General features: G+C 74.8%; 11 protein-coding genes. 7 read left to right on the top strand and 4 right to left on the bottom strand.

Annotation, left to right across the window (positions count from 1 at the left end; genetic code table 11):
- Positions 1-505 precede the first annotated feature (505 nt).
- The 6 genes from ABZ840_RS25455 (at position 506) to ABZ840_RS25430 (ending at position 11,680) form a co-directional block, all read left to right on the top strand.
- Complete coding sequence (locus tag ABZ840_RS25455; protein ID WP_361562577.1) at positions 506-4,537, top strand: FHA domain-containing protein; 4,032 nt, start codon at positions 506-508, stop codon at positions 4,535-4,537.
- A gap of 161 nt (positions 4,538-4,698) precedes the next feature.
- A complete protein-coding gene (locus ABZ840_RS25450; protein ID WP_361562575.1) occupies positions 4,699-6,039 on the top strand; it encodes an ABC transporter substrate-binding protein in 1,341 nt (446 codons plus the stop codon).
- A 4-nt stretch (positions 6,040-6,043) separates the two neighbouring features.
- A complete protein-coding gene (locus ABZ840_RS25445) occupies positions 6,044-7,393 on the top strand; it encodes a sugar ABC transporter permease (protein ID WP_361562573.1) in 1,350 nt (449 codons plus the stop codon).
- The gene (locus tag ABZ840_RS25440; protein WP_361562571.1) at positions 7,390-8,271 is read left to right on the top strand and encodes a carbohydrate ABC transporter permease; all 882 of its coding nucleotides are present in this window, start codon (positions 7,390-7,392) and stop codon (positions 8,269-8,271) included. Before ABZ840_RS25445 ends, ABZ840_RS25440 begins: the two co-directional genes overlap by 4 nt.
- 152 nt (positions 8,272-8,423) lie before the next feature.
- Positions 8,424-10,766 carry a CDP-glycerol glycerophosphotransferase family protein gene (locus ABZ840_RS25435; RefSeq protein WP_361562569.1) on the top strand — a complete coding sequence of 781 codons (2,343 nt, stop codon included), beginning with the start codon at positions 8,424-8,426 and terminating at the stop codon, positions 10,764-10,766.
- Entirely contained in the window at positions 10,763-11,680 is a 918-nt protein-coding gene (locus tag ABZ840_RS25430) for a class I SAM-dependent methyltransferase (RefSeq protein WP_361562568.1), read from the top strand. The genes ABZ840_RS25435 and ABZ840_RS25430 overlap by 4 nt, the downstream gene beginning before the upstream one ends.
- Positions 11,681-11,743: 63 nt before the next feature.
- Here the strand turns inward: ABZ840_RS25430 and ABZ840_RS25425 are convergent, their stop codons facing one another.
- Positions 11,744-14,008, bottom strand: a complete 2,265-nt coding sequence (locus tag ABZ840_RS25425) for a bifunctional glycosyltransferase family 2 protein/CDP-glycerol:glycerophosphate glycerophosphotransferase (protein ID WP_361562566.1) — start codon at positions 14,006-14,008, stop codon at positions 11,744-11,746.
- 152 nt (positions 14,009-14,160) lie between these two features.
- Between ABZ840_RS25425 and ABZ840_RS25420 the strand changes: the two genes are divergently transcribed.
- Positions 14,161-17,718 carry a CDP-glycerol glycerophosphotransferase family protein gene (locus tag ABZ840_RS25420; protein ID WP_361562565.1) on the top strand — a complete coding sequence of 1,186 codons (3,558 nt, stop codon included), beginning with the start codon at positions 14,161-14,163 and terminating at the stop codon, positions 17,716-17,718.
- Positions 17,719-17,783: 65 nt separating this feature from the next.
- Here the strand turns inward: ABZ840_RS25420 and ABZ840_RS25415 are convergent, their stop codons facing one another.
- The 3 genes from ABZ840_RS25415 to ABZ840_RS25405 form a co-directional block, all read right to left on the bottom strand.
- Complete coding sequence (locus tag ABZ840_RS25415; protein ID WP_361562563.1) at positions 17,784-18,785, bottom strand: class I SAM-dependent methyltransferase; 1,002 nt, start codon at positions 18,783-18,785, stop codon at positions 17,784-17,786.
- Positions 18,786-18,926: 141 nt separating this feature from the next.
- Positions 18,927-20,522: a glycosyltransferase family 39 protein gene (locus ABZ840_RS25410; protein ID WP_361562561.1), complete on the bottom strand. Its 1,596-nt coding sequence runs from the start codon at positions 20,520-20,522 to the stop codon at positions 18,927-18,929.
- The gene (locus tag ABZ840_RS25405) at positions 20,519-22,357 is read right to left on the bottom strand and encodes a stealth family protein (protein ID WP_361562559.1); all 1,839 of its coding nucleotides are present in this window, start codon (positions 22,355-22,357) and stop codon (positions 20,519-20,521) included. Before ABZ840_RS25405 ends, ABZ840_RS25410 begins: the two co-directional genes overlap by 4 nt.
- Between the last annotated feature and the right edge of the window lie 16 nt (positions 22,358-22,373).

The raw sequence follows: 22,373 nt of genomic DNA, 5'->3' as shown, positions 1-22,373 counted from the left end.
CTGATCTGCGCTGTCTGTCGGGCTGTGGGGTCTGTGGGCCACTCCGGTGTGCCGGGCAGGCCCTTCCGCCCCACCATAGTGCCGTGTTCCGCGGCCGCTGCCGGGCGGATCCCGTGGTCCGGGGCGGTTCCGTCCGGGTCGTCCGGTAAGGGACCCGGCGGGGCTCCTCGGAAAGACGCCGGTTCCGGACGGATGGTTGCTCCCTACCCACGTCGCTGACCATTCAGTGGACGATCTTTGGCCGATCATGGGTCGCAAGCAGCCACTTTTGCACACATGCGTGACCGAACAAGATCACTGAAGGACAGTCGCCCCGCCTGTTGTCGGTGGCAGGTGCGAGGATGCTCTCCAGCACGGCAGCGGTGGGGTACGGGGGCACTGTGCCGCGGCGTGCGGCGTGCGCATGCACGCGGACTTGGACTTGTACGTGCCGACGTGTCCGGGCGCGGTGGGGGGAGGTGACGGTCCCCGCCGCATTGCCGGGCGGAAGGGACCGTTGACGGCGATGCAGATCCGGCTGACCGTCCTCGGGCCGCGCAGCGGCCACTCCACCCGTGCCTGCGACGTGCTCGTGACGGCCCCTGCCGGTACGGCGCTCTCGGCGGTGGCCAGCAGCCTCGCGGCGGCCGTCGCGGGCGCGGGCGCCGACGTCGGAGGGGCCGGCGCCGGCAGCGGCCCGGTCGTGCTCTACGCCGGCCAGGAGCGGCTCGACCTCCAGCGTGCCGCGCTCGGCGAGCCGCCACTGATAGACGGCGCGGTCCTCTCCCTCCAGGGCCCCGGGCCCGCGCCGGCGCACGGCCTGCCCGCCGGCCCCGCCCGGCTGCGGGTCGTCTCCGGCCCGGACGCGGGCGGCGTGCATCTGCTGCACGGCGGCCAGATCCGCATCGGCCGCTCCGCGGACGCCGACGTGCCGCTGGACGACCCCGACGTCTCCCGGATGCACTGCGCGGTCACGGTGGCGCCGGACGGCGCGGTGACCGTGGCCGACCTCCGCTCCACGAACGGCACGGCGGTCGACGGCACCGAGATCGACGACCGCCCGGCGCTGCTGCCCCCGGGCGCGCTGCTCCGCATCGGCGAGTCCGCGCTGCGTCTCCAGCCGTCCCCCGCCTCCCCCGATCCCCTGCTCCCGGCCACCCCGGACGGCGAGGGCCGGCTGCGCGTCCACCCGGCGGACGGCGGCGCCCCCGGCGAGGAGCACCACTCGTCGCCCGGCGGCCCGTCCCCGTACGGCGCGGCGGGCTCCGCCCCCTCTTACGGCCCCCGGAGCGCGGCCCCGTACGGCGCTGCGCACGGCAGTTCGTACGGGAGCGAGCGCGGCGCCGGCAGCGGGTCGCCGCGCGCGGAGGGCGTCGGGACGGGCCGGATCGACGCGGGCCCGGCGCGCGCCACGGGCATCGGTCCCGGTCACGGCCCGGCGCAGGAGGTCCACGGCACGGCGGGCCGGCACAGAGCGGAGTCCGCCGGGACCGCCGCGTACGGAGCGGAGCCGGCGGACACGTACGGCGCCCGGCCCGCCGCGGCCCCGTACGGCGCACAGCAGTCGGATGCCGACGCCTGCGGCACGGACGACCGGCGCGCCGCCGGCCCGTACGGCGGCGCTCCCGGGACCGGGCCGTACGCGGCCGGGACGCCGGGTGCCGCGGAGTACGCCGCCGAGGCGCGCGCGGCGGAGGGATACGCCCCCGAAGCCCGCGTCACGGACCGCTTGGAGCCGGACCGGTACGCGCCGACCGCACCCGAAGAGCAGCACCGGCCGCGCGCGCAGCACGGCCATCCGTACGCCCCGCAGCAGGACGAGCCGGCCCGGCAGCAGCACGGCCACCCCCACGGCGCCCACCCCGGGCAGCCGGCAGCGGGCCCGTACGGCGGCGCGCACGGCCACCCCGCCGACAGCGCCGGCGCGCGGGCCCCCGTCTCGGGGCGGCGCGGCACGCCCGTGCGGGGCACCCCGGCCGCCGCCGTCGGGTTCGGCGCGGGCCAGGACGCCCATGACGTACCGGAGCAGGCGGGGCACGACGGCCGGGCCCCGGCCGGGCCGCCCGCTCCCGATGCCCGGTCCGCGGCCACGCACGGCGGCCGGGAGCAGCTGGTGGGCCCGTTCGCGGAGCCCGGCGCCGAGACGGAGGCCGACGACGGCGCGTCCCCGTCCCGCCGGCCGACCCGCCGGGGCGGCCTGAGCGCGTGGGCGCGCCGGCTGGCCGGCGGCCGCGCCGCCGCGGAGTCCGGGACCGACGAGGACGAGGAAGCCGCCCCGGAGGCCGCCGCGTACGGCCCCGTGGAGCAGGCTCCGTCCGCAGACGGCCCCGCGGCGGAGAGCCGGGGACCGGCCGCGCACGAACGCTGGCCGGACGCGGCGACGGTCCTGCTCACCGCCCTCGGCCCCGGTCCTCGCCTGTGGGAGCGGGACGCCGGGCATCCGGACGCGCTGGCCGTCCGGCTGGGCACCGCCGACCGCGCGGGCGGCCGGGCCGCCGTGCCGGTCACGGTCGCGCTGCGCTCGGCCGGTTCGCTGGGCCTGGCCGGGCCGCGTCCGCGCCTCTCCGGACTGGCGCGGGCCGCGGTCGCCCAGTTCGCCGCGCTGCACGCGCCGGGCACGCTGGAGATCGTGCTGCTCGCCGCCGACCGCACCCGCACCGCCGCGCAGCGCCTGGAGGAGTGGTCCTGGCTCGGCTGGCTGCCGCACGTCCGCCCGGCGCATGCCCAGGACTGCCGGCTGCTGCTGGCGTACGACAAGGACCAGGCCGCCGCGCGCACCACCGAGCTGGTGCGGCGGCTGGACGACGGGCCGCTCGGCCCCGGCTGGGCGAGCGCCGAACGGTCGGCGGTGGCCGCGGCGGCGGCCCGGCACCGCGGCCCGTACACCCTCGTGATCGCCGACGGCGACCCCGGCACGTCCGGGCTGCGGGAGACCGTGGCGCGGCTGGCGGCGGGCGGCCCGTCGGTCGGCGTCCATGTGCTCGCGCTGGCCGAGACGCCGTCGGCGTCGCCGGTGTATCCGCTGGCCGCGACGTACGAAGCGGCCCGGGCGGCGTCGCCCGCCTTCGGGGAGTGCGGGGCCGTGGCGGTGCTCAGCGGCGATGTGGCCACGGCGCTGCGCGTCGTGCAGCCCGGTGCCCCGCTGGCCCCGGCCGCCCCGGGTGCCGCGGTGACCGGCAGCATCGCCGTGAACGGCGTCCCGCAGAGCGTCGCCGGGCCGTACGGCGCGGGGACGAACGGCACGGTCGCGACCGTGGACGCGGTGTCCCTGCCCTGGGCCGAGCGGTTCGCGCGCGCCCTGGCGCCGCTGCGCGAGGCCGAGTCCGTGCGGACGGACCGCGGCGCGCGCAGCGCGGCGGTGCCGCTGCCCGACACCACCCGGCTGCTGGACGAAATGGGACTCGCCCGGGCCACGCCCGCCTCCCTGATGGCCCGCTGGGCGGCCACGGCGGACAGCGAGGAGCCCTCGGCCCCCGCGGTGCTGGGCGCGGGCCCGCACGGCCCGGTGCACGCCGACCCGGCCGCCGACGGCTGCCACTTCCTGCTGGAGGGCGGTCCGGGTACGGGCAAGACCGAGCTGCTGCGCTCGATCGCCGCCTCGCTCGCCGCGGCCGACCGTCCGGACCGGCTCTCGCTGGTGCTGGTCGACGGCGCGGGCACGGAGCGTGGTGACGGCCTGCGGCTCTGTACGGACCTGCCGCACGTCACGGCGCATCTGGCGGCCTCGGACCCGGTGCTGATGCGGGAGTTCGCACAGGCGCTCTCCTCGGAGCTGAAGCGGCGCGCGGAAATACTGGGCGGCACGGGCTTCGCGGAGTGGCGGGCGAAGCACCTGGCGGCGCCCCGGGTGATCGGTCCGCGCCGGTCCACGGAGGGCCGTACGGCGACGGCGGGCGGCACGGCCTCCCCCGCGCCCGCGTCGGCCGCCGGGTACGAGAGCGGCGCCGACCGGTCGGGGCTGCTCGACACCCCGGCGACCAGCACCCTGCGGCTGCGCCCCCGGGAGCGGACGCAGGGCGCGGCGGCGGCCGAGGGCCAGGGGGCCGACGGCTTCGCCGCCGTACCGCCGATGACCCGGCTCTTCGTGGTCGTCGACGACTTCGACGCGCTGGTCGCCCCGGCGCTGGGCAGTACGGGCCGGCCCGCCGCCGGCTCCGTGGTGCGGGCGCTGGAGGCGGTCGCCCGGGACGGCGCCGCGCTCGGTGTCCATCTGATCGCCTCGACCGGCCATCCGGACCGTACGGCCGCCACCGCGACCGCCGAGCGGGCCGGGCTCCGCGTGGAGCTGGGCACGGAGAGCGATCCGGCCGAGCCGCTGCCCGTCGGGCGCGGCCGGCTGTTCCGCGCGGCGGACGGTTCGGCGACGCCCTTCCAGGCGGGCCGGGTGACGGGCCGGATACCCCGGACGTCCACCCTGCGGCCGACGGTCGTGCCCCTGGAATGGCAGCGGATGGGCGATCCGCCGGCCCGCCGGCCGCTGCGCGAGCTGGGCAACGGCCCGACCGACCTGGCCCTGCTGGCGAGCGCGCTCCAGAAGGCGGCGAAGTCCGTGCCGTAGCTTCAAGTGCAACCGTGCAACGAATGGGTCGCCGTACGGAAAAGCCGGGTTACCCGCCGTGGTAACGGCCCGGTCACGACGGTGCGTTGCAGTCGAACGCACTATTGCTCGGGCTTCCCGGCGCCGGTAGGACTGTCGCACGGCGAACGGGAGGGCGACGGATGCGTCACGCAACGCTTCGTACGGCAACGGCACTTGTCGCGGTGGGGGCTCTGGCACTGACCGGCTGCGGAGGCGACAGCGGGGGCCAGAGCGAGGGCGAGGCCAGTAACAACAGGGCGCCCACGGTCTCACTGCCGAAGCTGAAGGGGCAGACGCTCCAGGTGACGGCCGTGTGGACCGGCCCCGAACGGGAGAACTTCACCAAGGTCCTCGCCGAGTTCGAGAAGCGCACGGGCGCCAAGGTGGAGTTCGTGCCGAGCGGCGACGACATGGCCGGCTTCATCGGCTCCAAGGTCGCCGGCGGCGGCGCGCCGGACGTCGCGATGCTCCAGCAGGTCGGTGTGTTGCAGGAGTTCGCGAAGAAGGGCTGGATCAAGCCGCTCGGCCCGGCCGCGAAGAAGGAGCTGTCGGCGAACTTCTCCCGGGGCTGGCAGGACCTGGGGAGCGCCGGCGGCAAGAGTTACGGCGTGTACTTCAAGGCCAGCAACAAGTCGCTGGTCTGGTACAACACCCAGGCGTTCGAGAACGCGGGGGTGTCCGAGCCGAAGGACTGGAAGGGCTTCCTGAAGACCGCCAGGACGCTCGCGGACTCCGGCGTCGAGCCGGTCTCGGTGGGCGGCGCGGACGGCTGGACCCTCACCGACTGGTTCGAGAACGTCTATCTCTCGCAGGCCGGCCCGGAGAAGTACGACCAGCTGGCCAAGCACGAGATCAAGTGGACCGACCCGTCGGTGAAGCAGGCGCTCACCACGCTCGGCTCCCTGTTCGGCGCCAAGGGCCTGCTCGCGGGCGGCAACGGGGGCGCGCTGCAGACGGCGTTCCCGCAGTCGGTGACGCAGACGTTCAAGGACGAGCCGAAGGCCGCGATGGTCTCCTCGGCCGACTTCGCCGCGGCCAACATCGGCCAGACCAAGGCGAAGATCGGCGCGGACGCCAAGGTCTTCCCGTTCCCGGCGGTCGGCACGGAGTCCCCGGTGGTGACCGGCGGGGACGTGGCGGTGGCGCTGAAGGACAACAAGGCGTCGCAGGCGCTGCTGACCTACCTGGCCTCCCCGGACGCGGCCCGGATCTGGGCGGAGCAGGGCGGCTTCGTCTCCGCCAACAAGAAGCTGGACCCGTCGGTGTACCCGAACGCGGTGTTCAAGGAGATCGGCAAGGCGCTGGTCGCGGCCGGTGACGACTTCCGCTTCGACATGTCCGACCAGGCCCCGGCGTCCTTCGGCGGCAAGCCGGGGCAGGGCGAGTGGAAGGCCCTGCAGGACTTCCTGAAGAACCCGAAGGACGTGGCGGGGACCCAGGCGCAGCTGGAGAAGGACGCCGCCAAGTCGTTCGGGAACTGACGCCATGGCCCCCCGAGGCACCGCGGCCGCCGCACCGGCTCCCGGCAAGGGCGCCCAGGCGTCCGGCAAGAGCGTGACGGGGACGCGCCCGTGGATCGCGGGCGCGTTCCTCCTCCCGGCGCTGCTGCTGCTCGGCGCGCTGGTGGTCTATCCGATCGGGTTCTCGCTCTGGCGCAGCTTCTTCGACGCGCCGGGCAGCGGCTTCGTGGGGCTGGACAACTACGGGGAGCTGTTCGCCGACGAACGGATCCGCACGGCGCTGAAGAACAACGTCATCTGGGTGGTGGTCGCGCCGACCGTGGCCACCGCGCTGGGGCTGATCTTCGCCGTGCTGACCGAGCGGGTGCGCTGGGGCACCGCGTTCAAGCTGATCGTCTTCATGCCGATGGCGATCTCCATGCTGGCGGCGGGCATCATCTTCCGGCTGGTGTACGAGCAGGACCCGGAGCGCGGGGTGGCCAACGCGGTCTGGGTGAGCGTGCACGACACGTTCGCCGAGCCCGCGCCGTACCCGGGCGCCAATCCGCGGCCCGACGCCGACCTCAAGCCCTCCGGCGGCGGCTCGTTCACCACCACGGATCCGGCGAGGACCGGTACGGCGGTGGGCCTGCCGCTGGTGGCGGTGCAGCCGGACGACGTCAAGGGCGCGCACCGGGCGGTACCGGCGAAGCCGCGGCCCGGGCAGATCACCGGCACCGCCTGGCTGGACTTCACGCGCGGGGGCGGCGGCACCCCCGACAAGATCGACAAGCAGGAGAAGGCGCTGGCCGGCCTGAAGGTCGAGGCGGTCAGGGACGGCAGGGTGGTGGCCACGGCGACCACCGCGGCGGACGGCACGTACGCGCTGCCCGCCCGTGCCGAGGGGGCGAAGCTGCGGCTGCCCGCCGCGAACTTCGCCGAGGCGTACAACGGCGTCGACTGGCTGGGTCCGACGCTGGTGACGCCCGCGATCATCGGCAGCTACGTATGGATGTGGGCGGGCTTCGCGATGGTGCTGATCGCGGCGGGGCTGGCGAGCGTGCCGCGGGAGCTGCTGGAGGCGGCCCGGGTGGACGGCGCGAACGAGTGGCAGGTCTTCCGCCGGGTGACGGTGCCGCTGCTGGCGCCGGTCCTGGTGGTCGTGCTGGTCACGCTGATGATCAACGTGCTGAAGATCTTCGACCTGGTGTACATCATCGCGCCGGGCGCCAGCCAGGACGAGGCGAACGTGCTCGCCCTCCAGCTGTACCAGTCCTCCTTCGGCACGGACGTGAACCAGGGCATCGGCTCCGCGATCGCGGTGTTCCTGCTGCTCCTCGTCTCACCGGTGCTGATCGTCAATATCCGGCGTCTGCGGAAGGAGCGGCAGCGATGACGGCGGCCGACGGGGCGGTTCGCGCCCGGCAGTCCCTGGCCGCGCGGTTCGCGGCCCGTACCGGCGGCGGCGTGCTGCGGGTCTTCCTGCTCCTGGCCGGGCTGTTCTGGCTGATGCCGACGGTCGGGCTGCTGATCTCCTCGCTGCGCGACCCGGCGGACGTCGCGGAGAGCGGCTGGTGGGAGGTGTTCGTCAAACCCGCCCAGCTGACGCTCTCGGGGTACGGCAATCTGCTGGGCAACGCCAAGATCATGGACTCGCTGCTGACCACCGCGCTGATCACGGTGCCGGCGACGGTGCTGGTGGTGGTCATCGGCTCGCTGGCGGGCTACGCCTTCGCCTGGCTGGACTTCCCCGGGCGGGACGTCTGGTTCATGGTCGTGGTGGGACTGCTGGTGGTCCCGGTACAGGTCGCGCTGATCCCGGTGGCGAAGCTCTTCGGCGCGGTCGGGCTCTTCGAGACGACGGCCGGAGTGGTGCTGTTCCACACGGCCTTCGGGCTGCCGTTCGCGGTGTTCCTGCTGCGGAACTTCTTCGCCGAGATCCCGCGCGAGCTGCTGGAGGCGGCCCGGCTGGACGGCGCGGGCGAGCTGCGGCTGTTCACCCGGGTGGTGCTGCCGCTGGGCGGCCCGGCCATCGCGTCGCTGGGCATCTTCCAGTTCCTGTGGGTCTGGAACGACCTGCTGATCGCGCTGATCTTCGCGGACAGCGGCAACCCGCCGATCACCGTGGCGCTCCAGCAGGAGGTGCGCCAGTTCGGCAACAACATCGACGTGCTGGCGCCCGGCGCCTTCATCTCGATGATCATCCCGTTGGTGGTCTTCTTCGCCTTCCAGCGGCAGTTCGTGTCCGGCGTGATGGCGGGCGCGGTGAAGTAGCCCGGTTTCCGGCTCCGCGTTCACTCGTACGGGTGCGTCTCCTCAGCCACCCGGGCGCAACCGGCCGCCGCGCCGCATGCCGGCGCGGCGGGGCCGGGAACGATCGCTGACCGACAGCGCAGCCGGTCGCCGATCTATGGATGTGCCCTCTCTTGCCACGGTTCAGCGTCATCGTTCCCGCTTACCAGGTCCAGGCGTACCTGCCGGAATGCCTGGAGTCCGTCCTCGGCCAGGACTGGACGGACTTCGAGCTGATCGCGGTGGACGACGGTTCGCCGGACGGCTGCGGGGAGCTCATCCGCGACGCGGCCCGCCGCGACGACCGGGTGCGGCCCGTGCACCTGCCGGCCAACACCGGGCTCGGCCCCGCCCGGAACGCCGGGATCGCCCGCGCCCGCGGCGACTACCTGCTCTTCCTGGACGGCGACGACACCCTCACGCCGGGCGCGCTCAGCGCGGTGGCCGCCCGGCTCGCCGCGACCGCCTCCCCGGACGTGCTGGTCTACGACTACGCCCGTACCTCCTGGTCCGGCACCGCCACCCGCAACCAGTACGCGCACCTCCTGGCGCAGCGCGGCCCGGAGGTCTTCCGGCTCGCCGACCGGCCCGGGCTGCTGCGGCTGCTGATGGTGGTGTGGAACAAGGTCTACCGCCGCGACTTCGTCCAGCGGCAGCGGCTCACCTTCCCGCCCGGCTACTACGAGGACACCCCCTGGACGTTCCCGGCGCTGGCGACCGCCGAGTCGCTCGCGGTCCTGGACCGGGTGTGCGTGCACTACCGGCAGCGCCGCCGGGGCAGCATCCTGCGCACCACGGGCCGCGGCCACTTCGACATCTTCGACCAGTACGACCGGGTCTTCGCCTTCCTGGACTCCCGTCCGGAGCTGGCCCGTTGGCGGCCGCTCATGGCCCGCCGGATGACCGACCACCTCACGGCCGTCTACGCGGCGCCGGGGCGGCTGCCGCGGGACAGCCGGGCCGAGTTCTTCCGGCGGGCCGCCGCGCACTGCCGCCGGTACCGCTGCCCCGCTCCGGCCCGGGTGCCGGGCGGCCCGCCGCCGCGCCTGGGCGTCCGGGTCCGGCACGGTCTGGTGCGGCTGGGCTGGCACCGCCCGTTCCGGCTGCTGGCCGGCGTGCAGCGGCTGCGCCGGGCCGTGGGCCGGCCGGCGCGGGGGCTGCTGCGGCAGGGCAGGCGGGCCGCGCTCGGGCTGCACTACCGCCTCCAGCGGGGGCTGCCGCTCCGGGCCGATCACGCGGTGTTCGCCGCGCACTGGCACCGCGAGTACGCCGGCGACCCCGCCGCCATCGAGGCGAAGCTGCGCGAGCTGCGGCCGCAGATGCGCACGGCGTGGGTGGCGGCGCCCGGGTACGAGGACACGGTGCCGCCGGGCGTCCGGTGGCTGCGGCCCGGGACGGCCGCCTACTGGACCGCGCTGGCCCGCTCGAAGTACCTGGTCAACAACGTGAACTTCGACGCGCGGCTGATCAAGCGGCCCGGTCAGGTGGTGCTCCAGACGCACCGCGGCACGCCGCTGAAGCACATGGGCCTGGACCTCCAGGAGCGGCCGGCCGCCGCCCGGGACACCGACTTCGCGCGGCTGCTGCGCGGCGTGGACAACTGGGACTACAGCCTCTCCGCCAACCGCCACGCCACGCTGACCTGGGAGCGGGTCTACCCCGCCGGGTACACCACGCTGGAGTACGGCCGGCCGCGCAACGACCGCTTCCAGCACGCGACCGCCCAGGACGTGCTGCGCATCCGTGCCGAGCTGGGCATCCCGCCGTCCGCCACCGCGATCCTGTACGCGCCGACCCACCGCGACTACCGGCGGTTCCGGCAGCCGGCGCTGGACCCGCGGCGGCTGCTGCGGGAGCTCGGCCCCGGCTTCGTGGTGCTGGTGCGGCCGCACTTCTCCTCGCTGGAGGGGCCGCCGTACGCCGCGGACGTGCCGTGGGGGCCGTCCGGGGACGGGGTGATCGACGTGAGCGGTCACCCGTGCGTGGAGGATCTCTGCCTGGCGTCGGACGCGCTGGTGACCGACTACTCCTCGCTGATGTTCGACTACGTGAACCTCGACCGGCCCGTGGTGGTCCTCACCGACGACTGGGAGGCGTACCGGGCGACCCGCGGCACCTATTTCGACCTGCTCCGGAACCCGCCGGGGCCGGTGGCGCGCAGCGAGGACGAGCTCATCGAGATCTTCGCGAGTCCCGCATGGCGCGGTACCCGTTCGGCCGCTCTGCGGGCCACTTTCCGTTCACTTTTCTGCCCTTACGATGACGGCCACGCCGCGGAACGCGTGGTACGCCGTGTGTTTCTCGGGGACGAGGGAGCGCCTCCCGAAGCCGTGCCCCTCGACGAGCGACGGCCCGCGCCTCCTCCTGAGCGGGCCCGCCGTCTCGCGGTGCCGCAGCCGGTGCCCGGGCCCACAACAGCACACGCGTCGCATGTCGCCCTCGATTCCCCCGACCGTCTGGAGACGGACCGCACATGACTGCCCTCACCGCAGACCAGAGTGCCGAACAGCTCCCGCGCCCCACCCGGCTTTCCGACGTCAAGGGCTGGTTCTTCACCGCCGACCAGCTCATGTTCGACTGGTTCCTCGCCCGCCAGGCACGCCGCGAGGAACCGGGCGATCTGCTGGAGCTCGGCGTGTACATGGGAAAGAGCGCCATCTTCATGGGCGACCGGCTGCGTGCCGGGGACCGCTTCACGGTCTGCGACCTGTTCGACTCCCCCGCCGAGGACGCCTCGAACTCCAAGGAGATGGCGAAGTCCTACGCCACCCTCACCCGCCGCGCCTTCGAGGCGAACTACCTCTCCTTCCACGACGAGCTGCCGCACATCGTGCAGGGCCTGTCCTCGGTGATCCGCGCGCACGTCGGGGACGACAGCTGCCGCTTCGCGCACATCGACGCCTCGCACCTGTACGAGCACGTGCACGGCGACATCCTGGCCGTACGGGAGCTGCTGCGCCCGCACGGCGTCGTCGTGCTGGACGACTACCGGGCCGAGCACTGTCCGGGCGTGGCCGCGGCCACCTGGCAGGCGGTGACCACCGGCGGGCTGAAGCCGCTGTGCATCACCGGCACCAAGTTCTACGGCACCTGGGGCGACCCCGAGCCGGTCCGCGCCGAGCTGCTGGAGTGGCTGCGCTCGCGCGACGATCTCTGGCACGAGGTGCAGTCGGTGGCGGGTGAGCAGCTGATCCGGCTCTCCGCCAAGGGCGCGCAGGAGCCGGCGCACCCGGAGTCACGCCACCGGGTGCGGCTCGGTTCGCCCGGGCTCCCGCATGCCGCGGGCCGCGGGGGCCGGCCGGGCCGGAGCGCGCTGCGGCGCGTCGCGGTGAACGTGCTGCCGCCGGTGGTCACCAAGGCGATTGTCGCTGCCCGTCAACGGACGCGCTGAGCTGCACCGGGCAGTTCCCCGGCCGCGGCACCGTTGTGGCCGGTCGCGCAGTTCCCCGCGCCCTCACGGGGCACGTACGCCGGCCGGCTCGTCCCCGCCGAGCGCCGCCTCGCGCGGGGCCGGGGCGACCGTGCGGTCCGCGGGCGGTACGACGGGCAGCAGCTCGTCCTCGCCGAGGAAGACGCGGCGGACGACGCGCTCGGCGGCGAACCCGTCGTCGTACGGGCAGAACCGGTCCCGGAACGCGGCCCGCAGCTCCGCCGACCGCTCGTCCGCCCAGCGCCCGGAGCGGAAGACGTCGGCGACCTCCGCCTCGTCGCGGGCGACGTGGCCGGGGGTGTCGCCGGGCACGCCGGAGAGCAGGTCGAAGTAGACGCCGCGGGCGTGCCGGTAGGCCTCCCAGTCCGCGGCGTGCACGACGATCGGCCGGTCGAGGTTGGCGTAGTCGAACATCAGCGAGGAGAAGTCGCAGAGCAGGGCGTCGGACGCCAGGGCCAGCTCCTCGACCGACGGGTGCCGGGAGACGTCCAGGATGCGGCCGGCCTCCTCCAGCGCGGCGAGCCGGGAGTCGGCGCCGTAGAAGTAGTGCGTACGGACCAGCAGCTGGTGGCCCTCGCCCAGCGCGTCCGCCAGCCGCTCCAGGTCCAGCGGCGGGTTGAAGCCGCGCTCGTAGTCGCGGTGGGTGGGCGCGTACAGGATCGCGGTGGCGTCCGGCGCGATGCCCAGCTGGGCCCGGATCCGGCGGACGTCCTCGGCGCCGGCGGTGAAGTAGGCGTCGTTGCGCGGGTAGCCGGTGGGCAGCGTCTCGTAGTCGCTGGGGTAGACGCGCTGCCACACCTCGGTGGAGTGCGGGTTGGCGGAGAGGCAGTAGTCCCACTGGTCGGCGTGGTCGAGCAGGCGCAGGAAGCTGACGCCTTGCGCGGCCGCCGGGTGGCGGCGCAGGTCCATGCCCATCTTCTTCAGCGGGGTGCCGTGGTGGGTCTGGACGTAGACCTGCTCGGGGCGCTTGTGGACCGCGGGCGGGAAGTTGGCGTTGTTGACGAGGTACTTGGCGCGGGCCATCACCTCCCAGTACCGGCGGGAGTTGACCGTCACGGCCTCCACACCCGGCGGCACGTCGTCGCGGTGCTTGCGGTCCACCAGCCACACGCCCCTCAGATGCGGCGCCAGCTCGCGGGCCCTGGCGTGGATCGCCGCCGGGTTGCAGAGCACGCCGCGGTTCCAGTACGCGGCGTAGACCACGAGGTTCTCGTCGACGGGGCGGCGCAGCTGGAGGGCGTAGTAGCGGCGGTAGACGGTGCGTGCCGTGCTGTTCTTGCGGGCCCGCAGCTTCTTGACGGTGCGGTGCCGCAGCGTCCCGGCGCGCTGCCGGGAGCGGTAGACGGCGTAGGAGTTCAGGTGGGGCGGCAGCTCGGCGCCGGCCGGGCGGTGCCGGCGCAGGACGCGGCCCAGCTCGCGGAAGAAGTCGGGCCGGTCCCCCGGGCGCACCCGGCCGTCGTCCTCCATGATCCGCAGCAGCCGTGCCACGGCGTGCGCGAAGAGGACGCCGCGCGCCGTCTCGATGCCGCCGCCCAGCCCCGTCCCGGACAGCACACGGAACAGCGCGTCGTACCGGTCGAGGACCGCGAAGTGGTGGCGTCCGGGCACGGTGGACGCGCTGCCCCTGCGGCGCTTGCGCCAGGTCACGCACACCCGGTCCAAGCAGGCGATCCGGGACGCCGCCAGCAGCGTCTGGAAGACCACCGGCACCTCGTCGTACGGGCCGTCGGCGAACGCGAAGCCGTGCGTCTCCCACAGGTCGCGGCGGACCGCGCGGTTCCAGGCGGCGGGCAGCACGGTCAGGCACGCGGGCACGTCCTCGGCGGTGAAGACGGTGTCGGCGTGCGCTTCGAGGAACTCCCGGTCGGCGCTGCCGTGCCGCTGTTCCCAGACGTTGAGCCGGTCGTGGTCGAAGAGCAGCACGTCGGGGTCGCCGGCGGCCCGGAGCCGGGCGTCGGCCGCGGCCAGCGCGCCGGGGGCGAGGAAGTCGTCGCCGTCGAGGAAGAGGAGGTACTCGCCGGTGGCGCGGCGGGCTCCGGCGTTGCGGGCCGGGCCGACGCCGCCGGGGCGCTCCAGGTGCACCGGCACCACCCGCGGGTCGCTCGCCGCGCAGGCGTCGATGATCGCCCCGTCACCGCCGTCCGAGCAGTCGTCGACGGCGATCAGCTCCACTTCCTCGAAGGACTGCGTGAGCACGGAGTCCAGGCAGTGGCGCAGGAAACCCTGCACGCCGCGGGCCGGGACGATGACGCTGAAGCGGGGCATGGCCATCCAGGGGTCGGTACGCACGGTGCGCCGCCAGCGTAGTCAGATGATTACCCTCCGTCCGGTTCCTGCGCCGGGGCCGGTCACTCCAACAGCGCAGGAAATGTGACGGGTGGGGCCGCAGGGGGGTTGGACTGGTGTTCCGTGCGTCCCCTGGAAAAGGTGTGGTCTGCTCCATGGCTCCCCGGCTGACCGTCGTCGTCCCGATCTACAACGTCGAGGAGTACCTCCCCGAGTGCCTGCGGTCGGTGGCGGCCCAGACACTCCGAGACCTGGACGTGGTGATGGTCGACGACGGCTCCACCGACTCCGGGCCCGACCTCGCCCGGGAGTTCGCGGCGCGCGACCCGCGCTTCCGGCTGGTGTCGCAGCCGAACGGAGGCCTGGGACACGCCCGCAACACCGGCGCCCGGCACGCCGATCCGCGCACCGGCTACCTCACCTTCATGGACAGCGACGACGTCCTGCCGCCGCGCGCCTACGAGGGCCTGGTGTCGCTGCTGGAGGAGTCCGGCTCGGACTTCGCGACCGGCAACGTCTGGCGGCTCACCTCCGAGGGCCGCAGCCAGGCGTGGCAGCACAAGACCATGACCCGCACGGTCCGCGGTACCCACATCAGCAAGGACCTCACGCTGCTGGCCGACCGGGTGGCGTGGAACAAGGTCTTCCGGCGCACCTTCTGGGACCGCCACGAGCTGGCCTTCCCCGAGGGCGTGCTGTACGAGGACACCCCGCTGACCATCCCCGCGCACTTCCTCGCCGAGTCCGTCGACGTCCTCCACGAGCACGTGTACTACTGGCGCATCCGCGAGGGCTCGATCACCCGCCGCCGCACCGACGTGAAGGGCGTACGGGACCGGATCGCGGCCGTGGACGGGGTCAGCCGGTTCCTCGCCGACCCCGAGCGCACCCGCTGGACCCGGCACAAGCGGGACTACGACCGCTCCGTCCTCCTGGACGACCTGCAGTACTTCATCGACGCGCTGCCCATGGCGGGCGAGGAGTACCACCGGGTCTTCATGACCGGCGCCCGGGACTTCCTCAGCCGCATCGACCCCACGCTCCACGACGAACTCCCCGTCGAGCAGCGGGTGAAGTGGGCGCTGATCCGGGAGGGCCGCCTCGACGACCTGCTGCGGCTGCTGGAGTACCAGCAGCGCAACGCCGCCGGCTTCCACGTGGCCGGCCCGCCGCTGCGCAAGCGCGCGGTACTCACGGTGGGCGGCGGCCGGCCGATCCCGCTGCCGCCCGCCGTCACCCGGCTCACCTCCCGGGACCTGCCGGTGCGGGCGCGGCTGCGGGAGGCGGTGTGGCGGGACGGCAAGCTGGTGCTGCGCGGCTACGCCTACATCCGCAACATCGCGGCGCCCGGCCGGCTGAGCTGCCTGAAGGCGGCGGTGCTGATGTCGGGGAAGCGCAAGGTCGTGCTGCCGGTGCGGTCCGTGGCCGCGCCGGACGCCACCCACAACTCCCGGCAGGAACAGCACTGTTACGACTGGTCCGGCTTCGAGATCACGGTGGACCCCAAGCGGCTGGCCAAGGGCGGCGCCTTCACGCCCGGGCAGTGGAAGGTGGGCATCGCGGTCGCCGGGGCCGGGGTGGTGCGCCCGGCCGCGTTGCGCGCCCTGGACACCGGCTCCGGCGCCTCCCCGCTGCCGCACGAAGTGGCCGACGGGATGCGGATGGTGCCCTGGTACAAGGACGGTCGGCTGCACCTGTCCGTGGAGCGGACCGTACGGCGGCTGACGGGGCAGCGCGCGGCGGGCGACGGCACGGCCGAGCTGACCGTGCGGGACGACTCGGCGAACGCGCCGGTGGCGCTGCGGCTGACCCGCCGCGGCCCCGGCGAGCCGGTCGAGCAGCCGCTCACGGGGGACGACGTGACGCCCGAGGGCACCGGCCACCGCCTCACCCTGCGGATCGACCCGGCCGGACTGGCCGTTCACGCGCCGGCCGCCGGGGAGCTGCCCGAGGGACTCGGCGAGGAGACCGGCGCCACCTGGGACCCCGTACTGGTCTACGGGGACGGCAGGACGGCCCGCATCGCCGCCGACCCCACCGGACCGGCCGGGCGGCAGGTCGACAGCAGCGGCCGGGAGCTGGTGGTCACCGCCACCGCGGCCGGCAACCTGGTCCTGCACACGCGGGCCCCCGAGCCGTTCGCCGACCGGCTGGCGTGGCGGCCGGACGGGACGCTGGAGGTGGCCGGGGTGCTGCCCGGCGCGGCGGCCGGCCCCGCGCGGATCAGCGCCGTGCTGCGGCACAGCCGGTTCGCCGCCGAGGCGGTCTTCGCCGCCGACCGGGACGGCGAGCGGTTCACCGCCGCGCTGCGGCCCGGGGCGGTGCCCTCCTGCGGCGGCGACCTGCCGCTCCGCGAGGGCCGCTGGTACCTCTTCCTGCGCACGGCGGAGCCAGGCGCCGGCCACCACGACGGCGGCGACCTGCCCGTACGGCTGTGCCCCACGCTCTTCTCCGGGCTCCCGGCGGCCTGCCCGGCGGCGCCCAAGCCGCTCACGGTGGACCGCCGCTTCCACGACCGGGTGTTCGTCGAGGCGGGCCCCGCCGTGCCGGACGCGGACCGCGGCCCGTACCGGCAGCGGCTGCTCCGCGAGGAGCACTACCCGCGGCGCCGCTCACGCGCGCTGCGCGACACCGTCCTCTTCAACAGCTTCGACGGGCGCTGCGGCGGCGACTCGCCGCGCGCGGTGCACGAGGAGCTGGCGCGCCGCGAACCGGCGGCGGAGCACCTCTGGGTGGTCCGCGACGCCCGCGCGACGGCCCCGGCCGGCACCCGTCCGGTGCTGCTGGGGAGCGCGGAGTGGCACGAGGCGCTGGCCCGCAGCCGCCGCGTCGTCACCAACACCCACCTCCCGGAGTGGTTCGTCCGCCGTGCGGGGCAGCAGGTGCTGCAGACCTGGCACGGCACCCCGGTCAAGCGCATCGGCACCGACCTGGCCGGCACGCTCTGCGCCGACCTGGTCCACCTGTGGCCGCAGCCGCGCCGCGGCCACCAGTGGAGCGTGCTGCTCTCCCCCAACGCGCACAGCACGGCCCTGCTGGGGCGGGCGCTGGGCTACGAGGGCGAGATCCGGGAGACCGGGCTGCCGCGCACCGACGTCCTGGTCTCCGGCGACGTCTCCGGCGACCGCGACGAGCCGGCCCGGCGGGTGCGCGAGCGGCTGGGCATCCCCGAGGACAAGAAGGTGGTGCTGTACGCGCCGACGCAGCGCGACGACAAGGCGTACGACGCGGACCACTACCAGCTCCACCTGCCGCTGGACCTGGCCCACGCCGAACAGGCGCTCGGCGACGATCACGTCCTGCTGCTGCGCAGCCATCCGCTGGTGGCCGACCGGGTGCCGGCCCTGCCCGGCGGCTTCGTCCGGGACGTCAGCGACTTCCCCGACGCGATGGAGCTGCTGCTCGCCGCCGACGTGCTGGTGACGGACTACTCCTCGCTGGCGGTGGACTTCGCCAACACCGGGCGTCCGCTGCTGTTCCTGACGCCGGACCTGGCGCACTTCCGGGACACCGTGCGCGGCTTCACCTTCGACTTCGAGGCCCAGGCGCCGGGGCCGCTGCTGTCGGACACCGAGGAGCTGGTGGCGGCCCTGCGCGACCTGGACGGGGTGGCTCGGCGCCACGCGGACGCCCACGCGCGGTTCCGTACGGCGTACTGCGCGCGGGACGACGGCGGCGCGGCGGCCCGCGCGGCGGATCTGCTGCTGGGCTGAGGTCTGAGGCCCCGGTGCCGGGCGCCGGGCTCCGGGCTCAGCCCCGGTTCACCGGCGCCGGTTGTTCAGCCCCGGTTCCGCAGCCGCCGGAGGCCCTTGACGACGAAGGGCGGCAGGAGCAGCAGCGCCGCACGCCGGGCGCGGGCCTTCGGACGGCGCCCGGCAGCGCGCCGCTGCGCCGCCTCGGCCTCCTGCGCTGCGGCGGTGGCCCGCGCGTCGGTGTCGGCGCGGCGGCGCCGGATCTCCTCGGCGGCGCGTTCCTCGGCCCGCAGCGTCTCGTAGTACCGCGACCGCGGGAGTTCGGGGGCGGCCAGGCCGTGGCCGCTGATCAGGCGCAGCACCCGGTGCCCCGCGATGGTCTGGAGGTCGGCGTGGCAGTCGCCGCGGCCGACGATCTCCATGATCAGCGCCTGCTGCCGGGGCGCCGGGTCGCCCCAGGTCCCGTAGAACTTGCTGCGGCCGACACAGATGGGCCGCAGCCCCTGGGTGAACAGCGCCTCCCAGACGGCGGCGGAGACGCCCGGCGTGTGCTCCGCCCGGTAGTCGTCCAGCGCGACCACTCCTTCGGGGGAGAGCACGCGGCGGGCGGCCGCGAGGTCCCCCCGTACGTGGTCGTACAGGTGCGAGGCGTCGATGTGCACGAAGCGGCAGCTGCCCGGGGCCACGCGCTCCGGGACCAGCGTGGTGGGGCCCTGGAGGACGGTGGGCAGCTCGTCGTGGAAGGCGAGGTAATTCGCTTCGAAGGCGCGGCGGGTGAGCGTCGCGTACGAGCGCGCCATTTCGCCGGCGTTGGCCTCGTCCCCGGGCGTGGAATCGAAGAGGTCGCAGACCGTGAATTCCTCCCCCGGATTCAGGTGGCGGCCCAGGAAGACGGCGCTCTTTCCCATGTAGGCGCCCATTTCCAGCAGGTCGCCACGGACGCCGGTACGGGCCTGGTGGGTCAGCAGCCAGTCGAACAGCAGCTGGTCCTGGCCGAAGAACCAGCCCTCGACGTCCGCGAGCGTGCCGGGGCGCGGCAGCGCGGCTCCGGCGGGCGCGGCGAGGGTCTCGGTGTGCAGTGGTGTCATGTCCGGCCTCTCGACGGGAAACGCGGTGCCGGACATTAGCGGCCGGACGCCGCGGATCCGCGAATTGCCGGGACTTCGGCGCGTAAGGGGAATTCCGGCCCGCCGGCACCGCCCGCCGGCACCGCCCGTCGGCGCATCCCGTCAGCGCCGCCGTACGAAGAGCGCGACATTGCCGCTGATGCCGTCGTGCCAGGAGCGCTGGACGCACACCTCGTGCAGCAGACGCCAGTTCGCCCGATACCACGCGCTGCGCCGGAACCAGCGGGTGCGGTCCACCCCGTCCGCGACGACCAGCCAGACCCGGTCCGCGCGCAGCAGCCGGGCGCGGATCTCGCGCAGCGGCGCTTCCCGGCCGTACAGGGTGCCCGACGGGCCGGGCTCCGCTCGCAGGGTGAGGTCGGTGAGGCCCCGGAAGGCCCCCGGGTACGCGAGCCGCACGCCGCGTTCGTGGCGCGGGAGGAAGAAGACGCCGTCGCCGGCGCGTGCCTCGCGGTGGACGAGGGCGGCCACCGCGGCGAGGTCGTCGGCCCGGCTCTCGGGGCGCCGCTCGTGCTGCTGCGCGGGCAGCTGCCCCAGGAACGCCGCGGCCGCGCAGGCCGCGCCCGCCACCGTCACCCAGCGCGGCGGAAAGCCCCTGCCGCGCCGCACTGAGATCCGGTCGGCCAGGCTCTCGGCCCCCACCGCCGCGGCCAGCGCCAGCCCCGGCACCGCGAAGAACAGGTAGCGGTGGGTGAAGACCGGGAGCTGCTGGGCGGCCGCGAAGAGGACGAACGGCGGCACCACGGCCCACGGGACGGCCACGGCCGCCGCGCCGAGCGGCCCGCGACGCGGCAGCGGACACATCGCAGCGACCAGGGCCAGGGCGAGCAGCACCGCGATCAGGACCGGGGAGGGGCCGGCCAGGGCGCTCAGCGCGTGCCCCGCGTCGCGGGCCCCGGGCGCGGCCAGCCAGCCGATCTGGGCGCTCTGCCGCTGGGACACCAGCACGACCGGCGCGACGGCGGCGGCCACCGCGCAACAGGCCGCCGCCCACCGCCACCGCACGGCCCGCGGTACGCGCGCGACCAGCAGGGTCACCGCATGCGCGGCCAGGAGCAGCGCGGCGAATTCGTGCAGCACGGCGGTGACCGCCGTGACGGCCGCGTACCCCGCCCAGTGGCGGGCCCGGCCGCCGCGCACCGCCGTGGTCAGCAGCAGCGTCGACAGCGCGGCACCGGCCGCGACGAGCGCGTACGAGCGGCCCTCCTGGGCGTAGTGGCTCACCGACGGCAGGGCGGCGAGGAGCAGCCCGGCCCACAGGCCCACGCGGGGCGCGGCGAGCCGGCTGCCGAGCAGCGCCACGAGTCCGGCCGCCGCGGTCGCGCCGAGCACGGACGGCAGCCGCAGCACGGTCCCGTTGCCGAGCGGCAGCCCGAAGAGGCCGTGCACGAGGGCCCCGTAACCGTGCATCAGGGCGTAGTACAGGCCGTGCACCGCGTCGGCGGTGCCGAGCAGGTCCCGCAGCTGCGGCAGCGGCCGGCCGGCGACCTGCGCGGTGACCGCCTCGTCCCGCCACAGCGTGCCGCGGTCCAGGCCCCACAGCCCGAGCGCGAGCGTCACCGCGCACGGGACGAGGACGGCGACGGCCGTGGCGCGGCGCCGCTTGTCCGGGCCGGCGTGCGCGGACCCCGGGACGCGGCCGGGCACGGGAGCCGCAGGCCGTTCCTCCTCGGGGTCGGCGACGCTCGGTCCGCTCATTCCGGCTCGGGCAGCTCGTACGGGCTCGGCAGCGGGAAGTACGCCTCCAGGAACGGCCTGAGCAGCGCGAGCTGGTCCGCCAGGTCGGTCTCCTCCGACTGGGTGTCGTTGAGGCAGAAGACGTCCCGGTCGCGGTGGGCGAGCAGCCGGTCCAGCCGGTTGACGGCGTTCGGCCGGGAGAGGTCGAGGTAGGAGTAGGCGATGTCGGCGGGCAGCGCCCGGCCGGTGTGGAACGCGTAGTAGTGGTGCAGCGAGGACGGGATGGAGATGTCGTCGATGCTGCGGAAGCGGTGCGAGGCGGTCGCCCGGTGCTCGCTGCCGAACTCCCGCTCTATCTCGGCGAGCACGCTGCGCCGCAGGGCGTGCGGGACGTGCTTCATCTTCTGCACCGGGGTGGTGCCGAAGCGGGCCTCGATGAGCGCGCGGTTGTTCTTGCCCGCGACGGACACCGGGACGTCGTCGTCGCCGGGCGGCCCGAGCGGCACCAGCGCGGGCGAGGGGAAGTACTTCGTCAGCCCGTTGGCCAGGAAGAAGTCGTGCGGGGAGGCCTCCCGGCCGAGGAACACGTCGTCGTTGAAGTAGAGGAAGTGCTCCGAGAGGCCGTGTATGTGGTGCAGCTGGCTCTCGATGGCGTGCGAGTTGAACGTCGGCAGGTCACCCGCTTCGGTGAATATCTCGCGGTGGCTGACGACCTTCACGCGCGGGTGCGCGGTGTTGAGCCAGACCGGCACCTGGTCGTCGGTGACGAGGTAGACGTCCCGCACCCAGGGCGCGTACATGTCCAGCGAGCGCAGCGAATAGCGCAGCTCGTCGCGGTTGGCGTAGCGCGCCGCGTTGGCCGCCTCGTCGTGGTACGCCTGCCCGGTGAACGCGGCCCGGCGCTCCAGCCACGCCGGGTCGGCGCCGTCCACCCAGGTGTAGACGACGTCGACGGGGAAGGTGATGTCGCCGGGCAGCGGCACGGTGAAGTCCCGGTAGGTGGCGACCTGCTCGGCCCGGCGGTCGCCGGAGCCGTTCGGGCAGGTGAAGAGCGCGGCGGGGACGCGGATCCGGGGCCCCTGGACCGGCACCCACTCGGTGACGGCGTTCCGCCGCGGGGCGACCAGCCGGTCCTCCTCGCGCGGCCAGAACTCCACGTCGCAGCCGTACGCCTCGTCCAGGACGAGCGAGCGCCCGGGGTCCGTACGGAACCAGGTGACCCGGAACAGCCCGGCGCGCCCGGCCCGCTGCCAGCCCCCGGAGTCGTAGCCGGGCACGGTGTGCCGGACCTCGCGCCCCGGCGTCAGCAGGGAGACGTAGCCGGGCAGCTCGCGGCACCGCGCGGCCAGCGCGGCCAGCGCGCGCGAGCCGTCCTCCGCCGCCACCGCGACCACGCCCCGGCCGCGCTCCTTGCCGCGTACGCAGAAGTGGTCGACGCCGGCCCGTTCCAGGGTCTCGGCGACCGTGACGAGGTTGTCGCGGCGGGCCCGGGCGGGCGAGAGGTCGTGCTGCACGAGGGCGATGCGCGGGTGTCCGGCGACCATGGCGACGGCCCGGCCGGGGCCCGCGGCGAGAGCGCGGTGGGCGAGCGCCACGCCCCGGGTGCGCAGCCCTTCCAGGTGTCTGGCCGTCGCCAGCCAGCTGACCTGCTGCTTGATGCGGCGGCGCAGCTCCGGGGTGGAGCGGGTCGCGATGGCGCGCCGCAGGTGCTCCGGTACGGCCTTGCGGTAGACCGACACCAGGGTCGACGCCTCCGGATTGACCCGCCGCACCGTCCCGCCGGCGCGGCCGGCACCCGGATGCCGTACGGGCCGGCGGCGTGGTTCGGCCGTCCGCTGTCCCATCTGTGCACTCACTCCGGTCTCCCCCTTT

Source organism: Streptomyces sp. NPDC047117, from assembly GCF_040643545.1.
In the GTDB taxonomy this organism is placed as follows: Bacteria; Actinomycetota; Actinomycetes; order Streptomycetales; family Streptomycetaceae; genus Streptomyces.
The sequence above is the reverse complement of the archived record's forward strand: the minus strand, read 5'-3'. Positions and strand labels throughout refer to the sequence as shown.

Coding starts and splice junctions, on each gene's coding strand:
- ABZ840_RS25430 (WP_361562568.1), top strand. CDS start 10,763: ATGACTGCCCTCACCGCAGACCAGAGTGCCGAACAGCTCCCGCGCCCC.
- ABZ840_RS25450 (WP_361562575.1), top strand. CDS start 4,699: ATGCGTCACGCAACGCTTCGTACGGCAACGGCACTTGTCGCGGTGGGG.
- ABZ840_RS25440 (WP_361562571.1), top strand. CDS start 7,390: ATGACGGCGGCCGACGGGGCGGTTCGCGCCCGGCAGTCCCTGGCCGCG.
- ABZ840_RS25410 (WP_361562561.1), bottom strand. CDS start 20,522: ATGAGCGGACCGAGCGTCGCCGACCCCGAGGAGGAACGGCCTGCGGCT.
- ABZ840_RS25420 (WP_361562565.1), top strand. CDS start 14,161: ATGGCTCCCCGGCTGACCGTCGTCGTCCCGATCTACAACGTCGAGGAG.
- ABZ840_RS25415 (WP_361562563.1), bottom strand. CDS start 18,785: ATGACACCACTGCACACCGAGACCCTCGCCGCGCCCGCCGGAGCCGCG.
- ABZ840_RS25455 (WP_361562577.1), top strand. CDS start 506: ATGCAGATCCGGCTGACCGTCCTCGGGCCGCGCAGCGGCCACTCCACC.
- ABZ840_RS25445 (WP_361562573.1), top strand. CDS start 6,044: ATGGCCCCCCGAGGCACCGCGGCCGCCGCACCGGCTCCCGGCAAGGGC.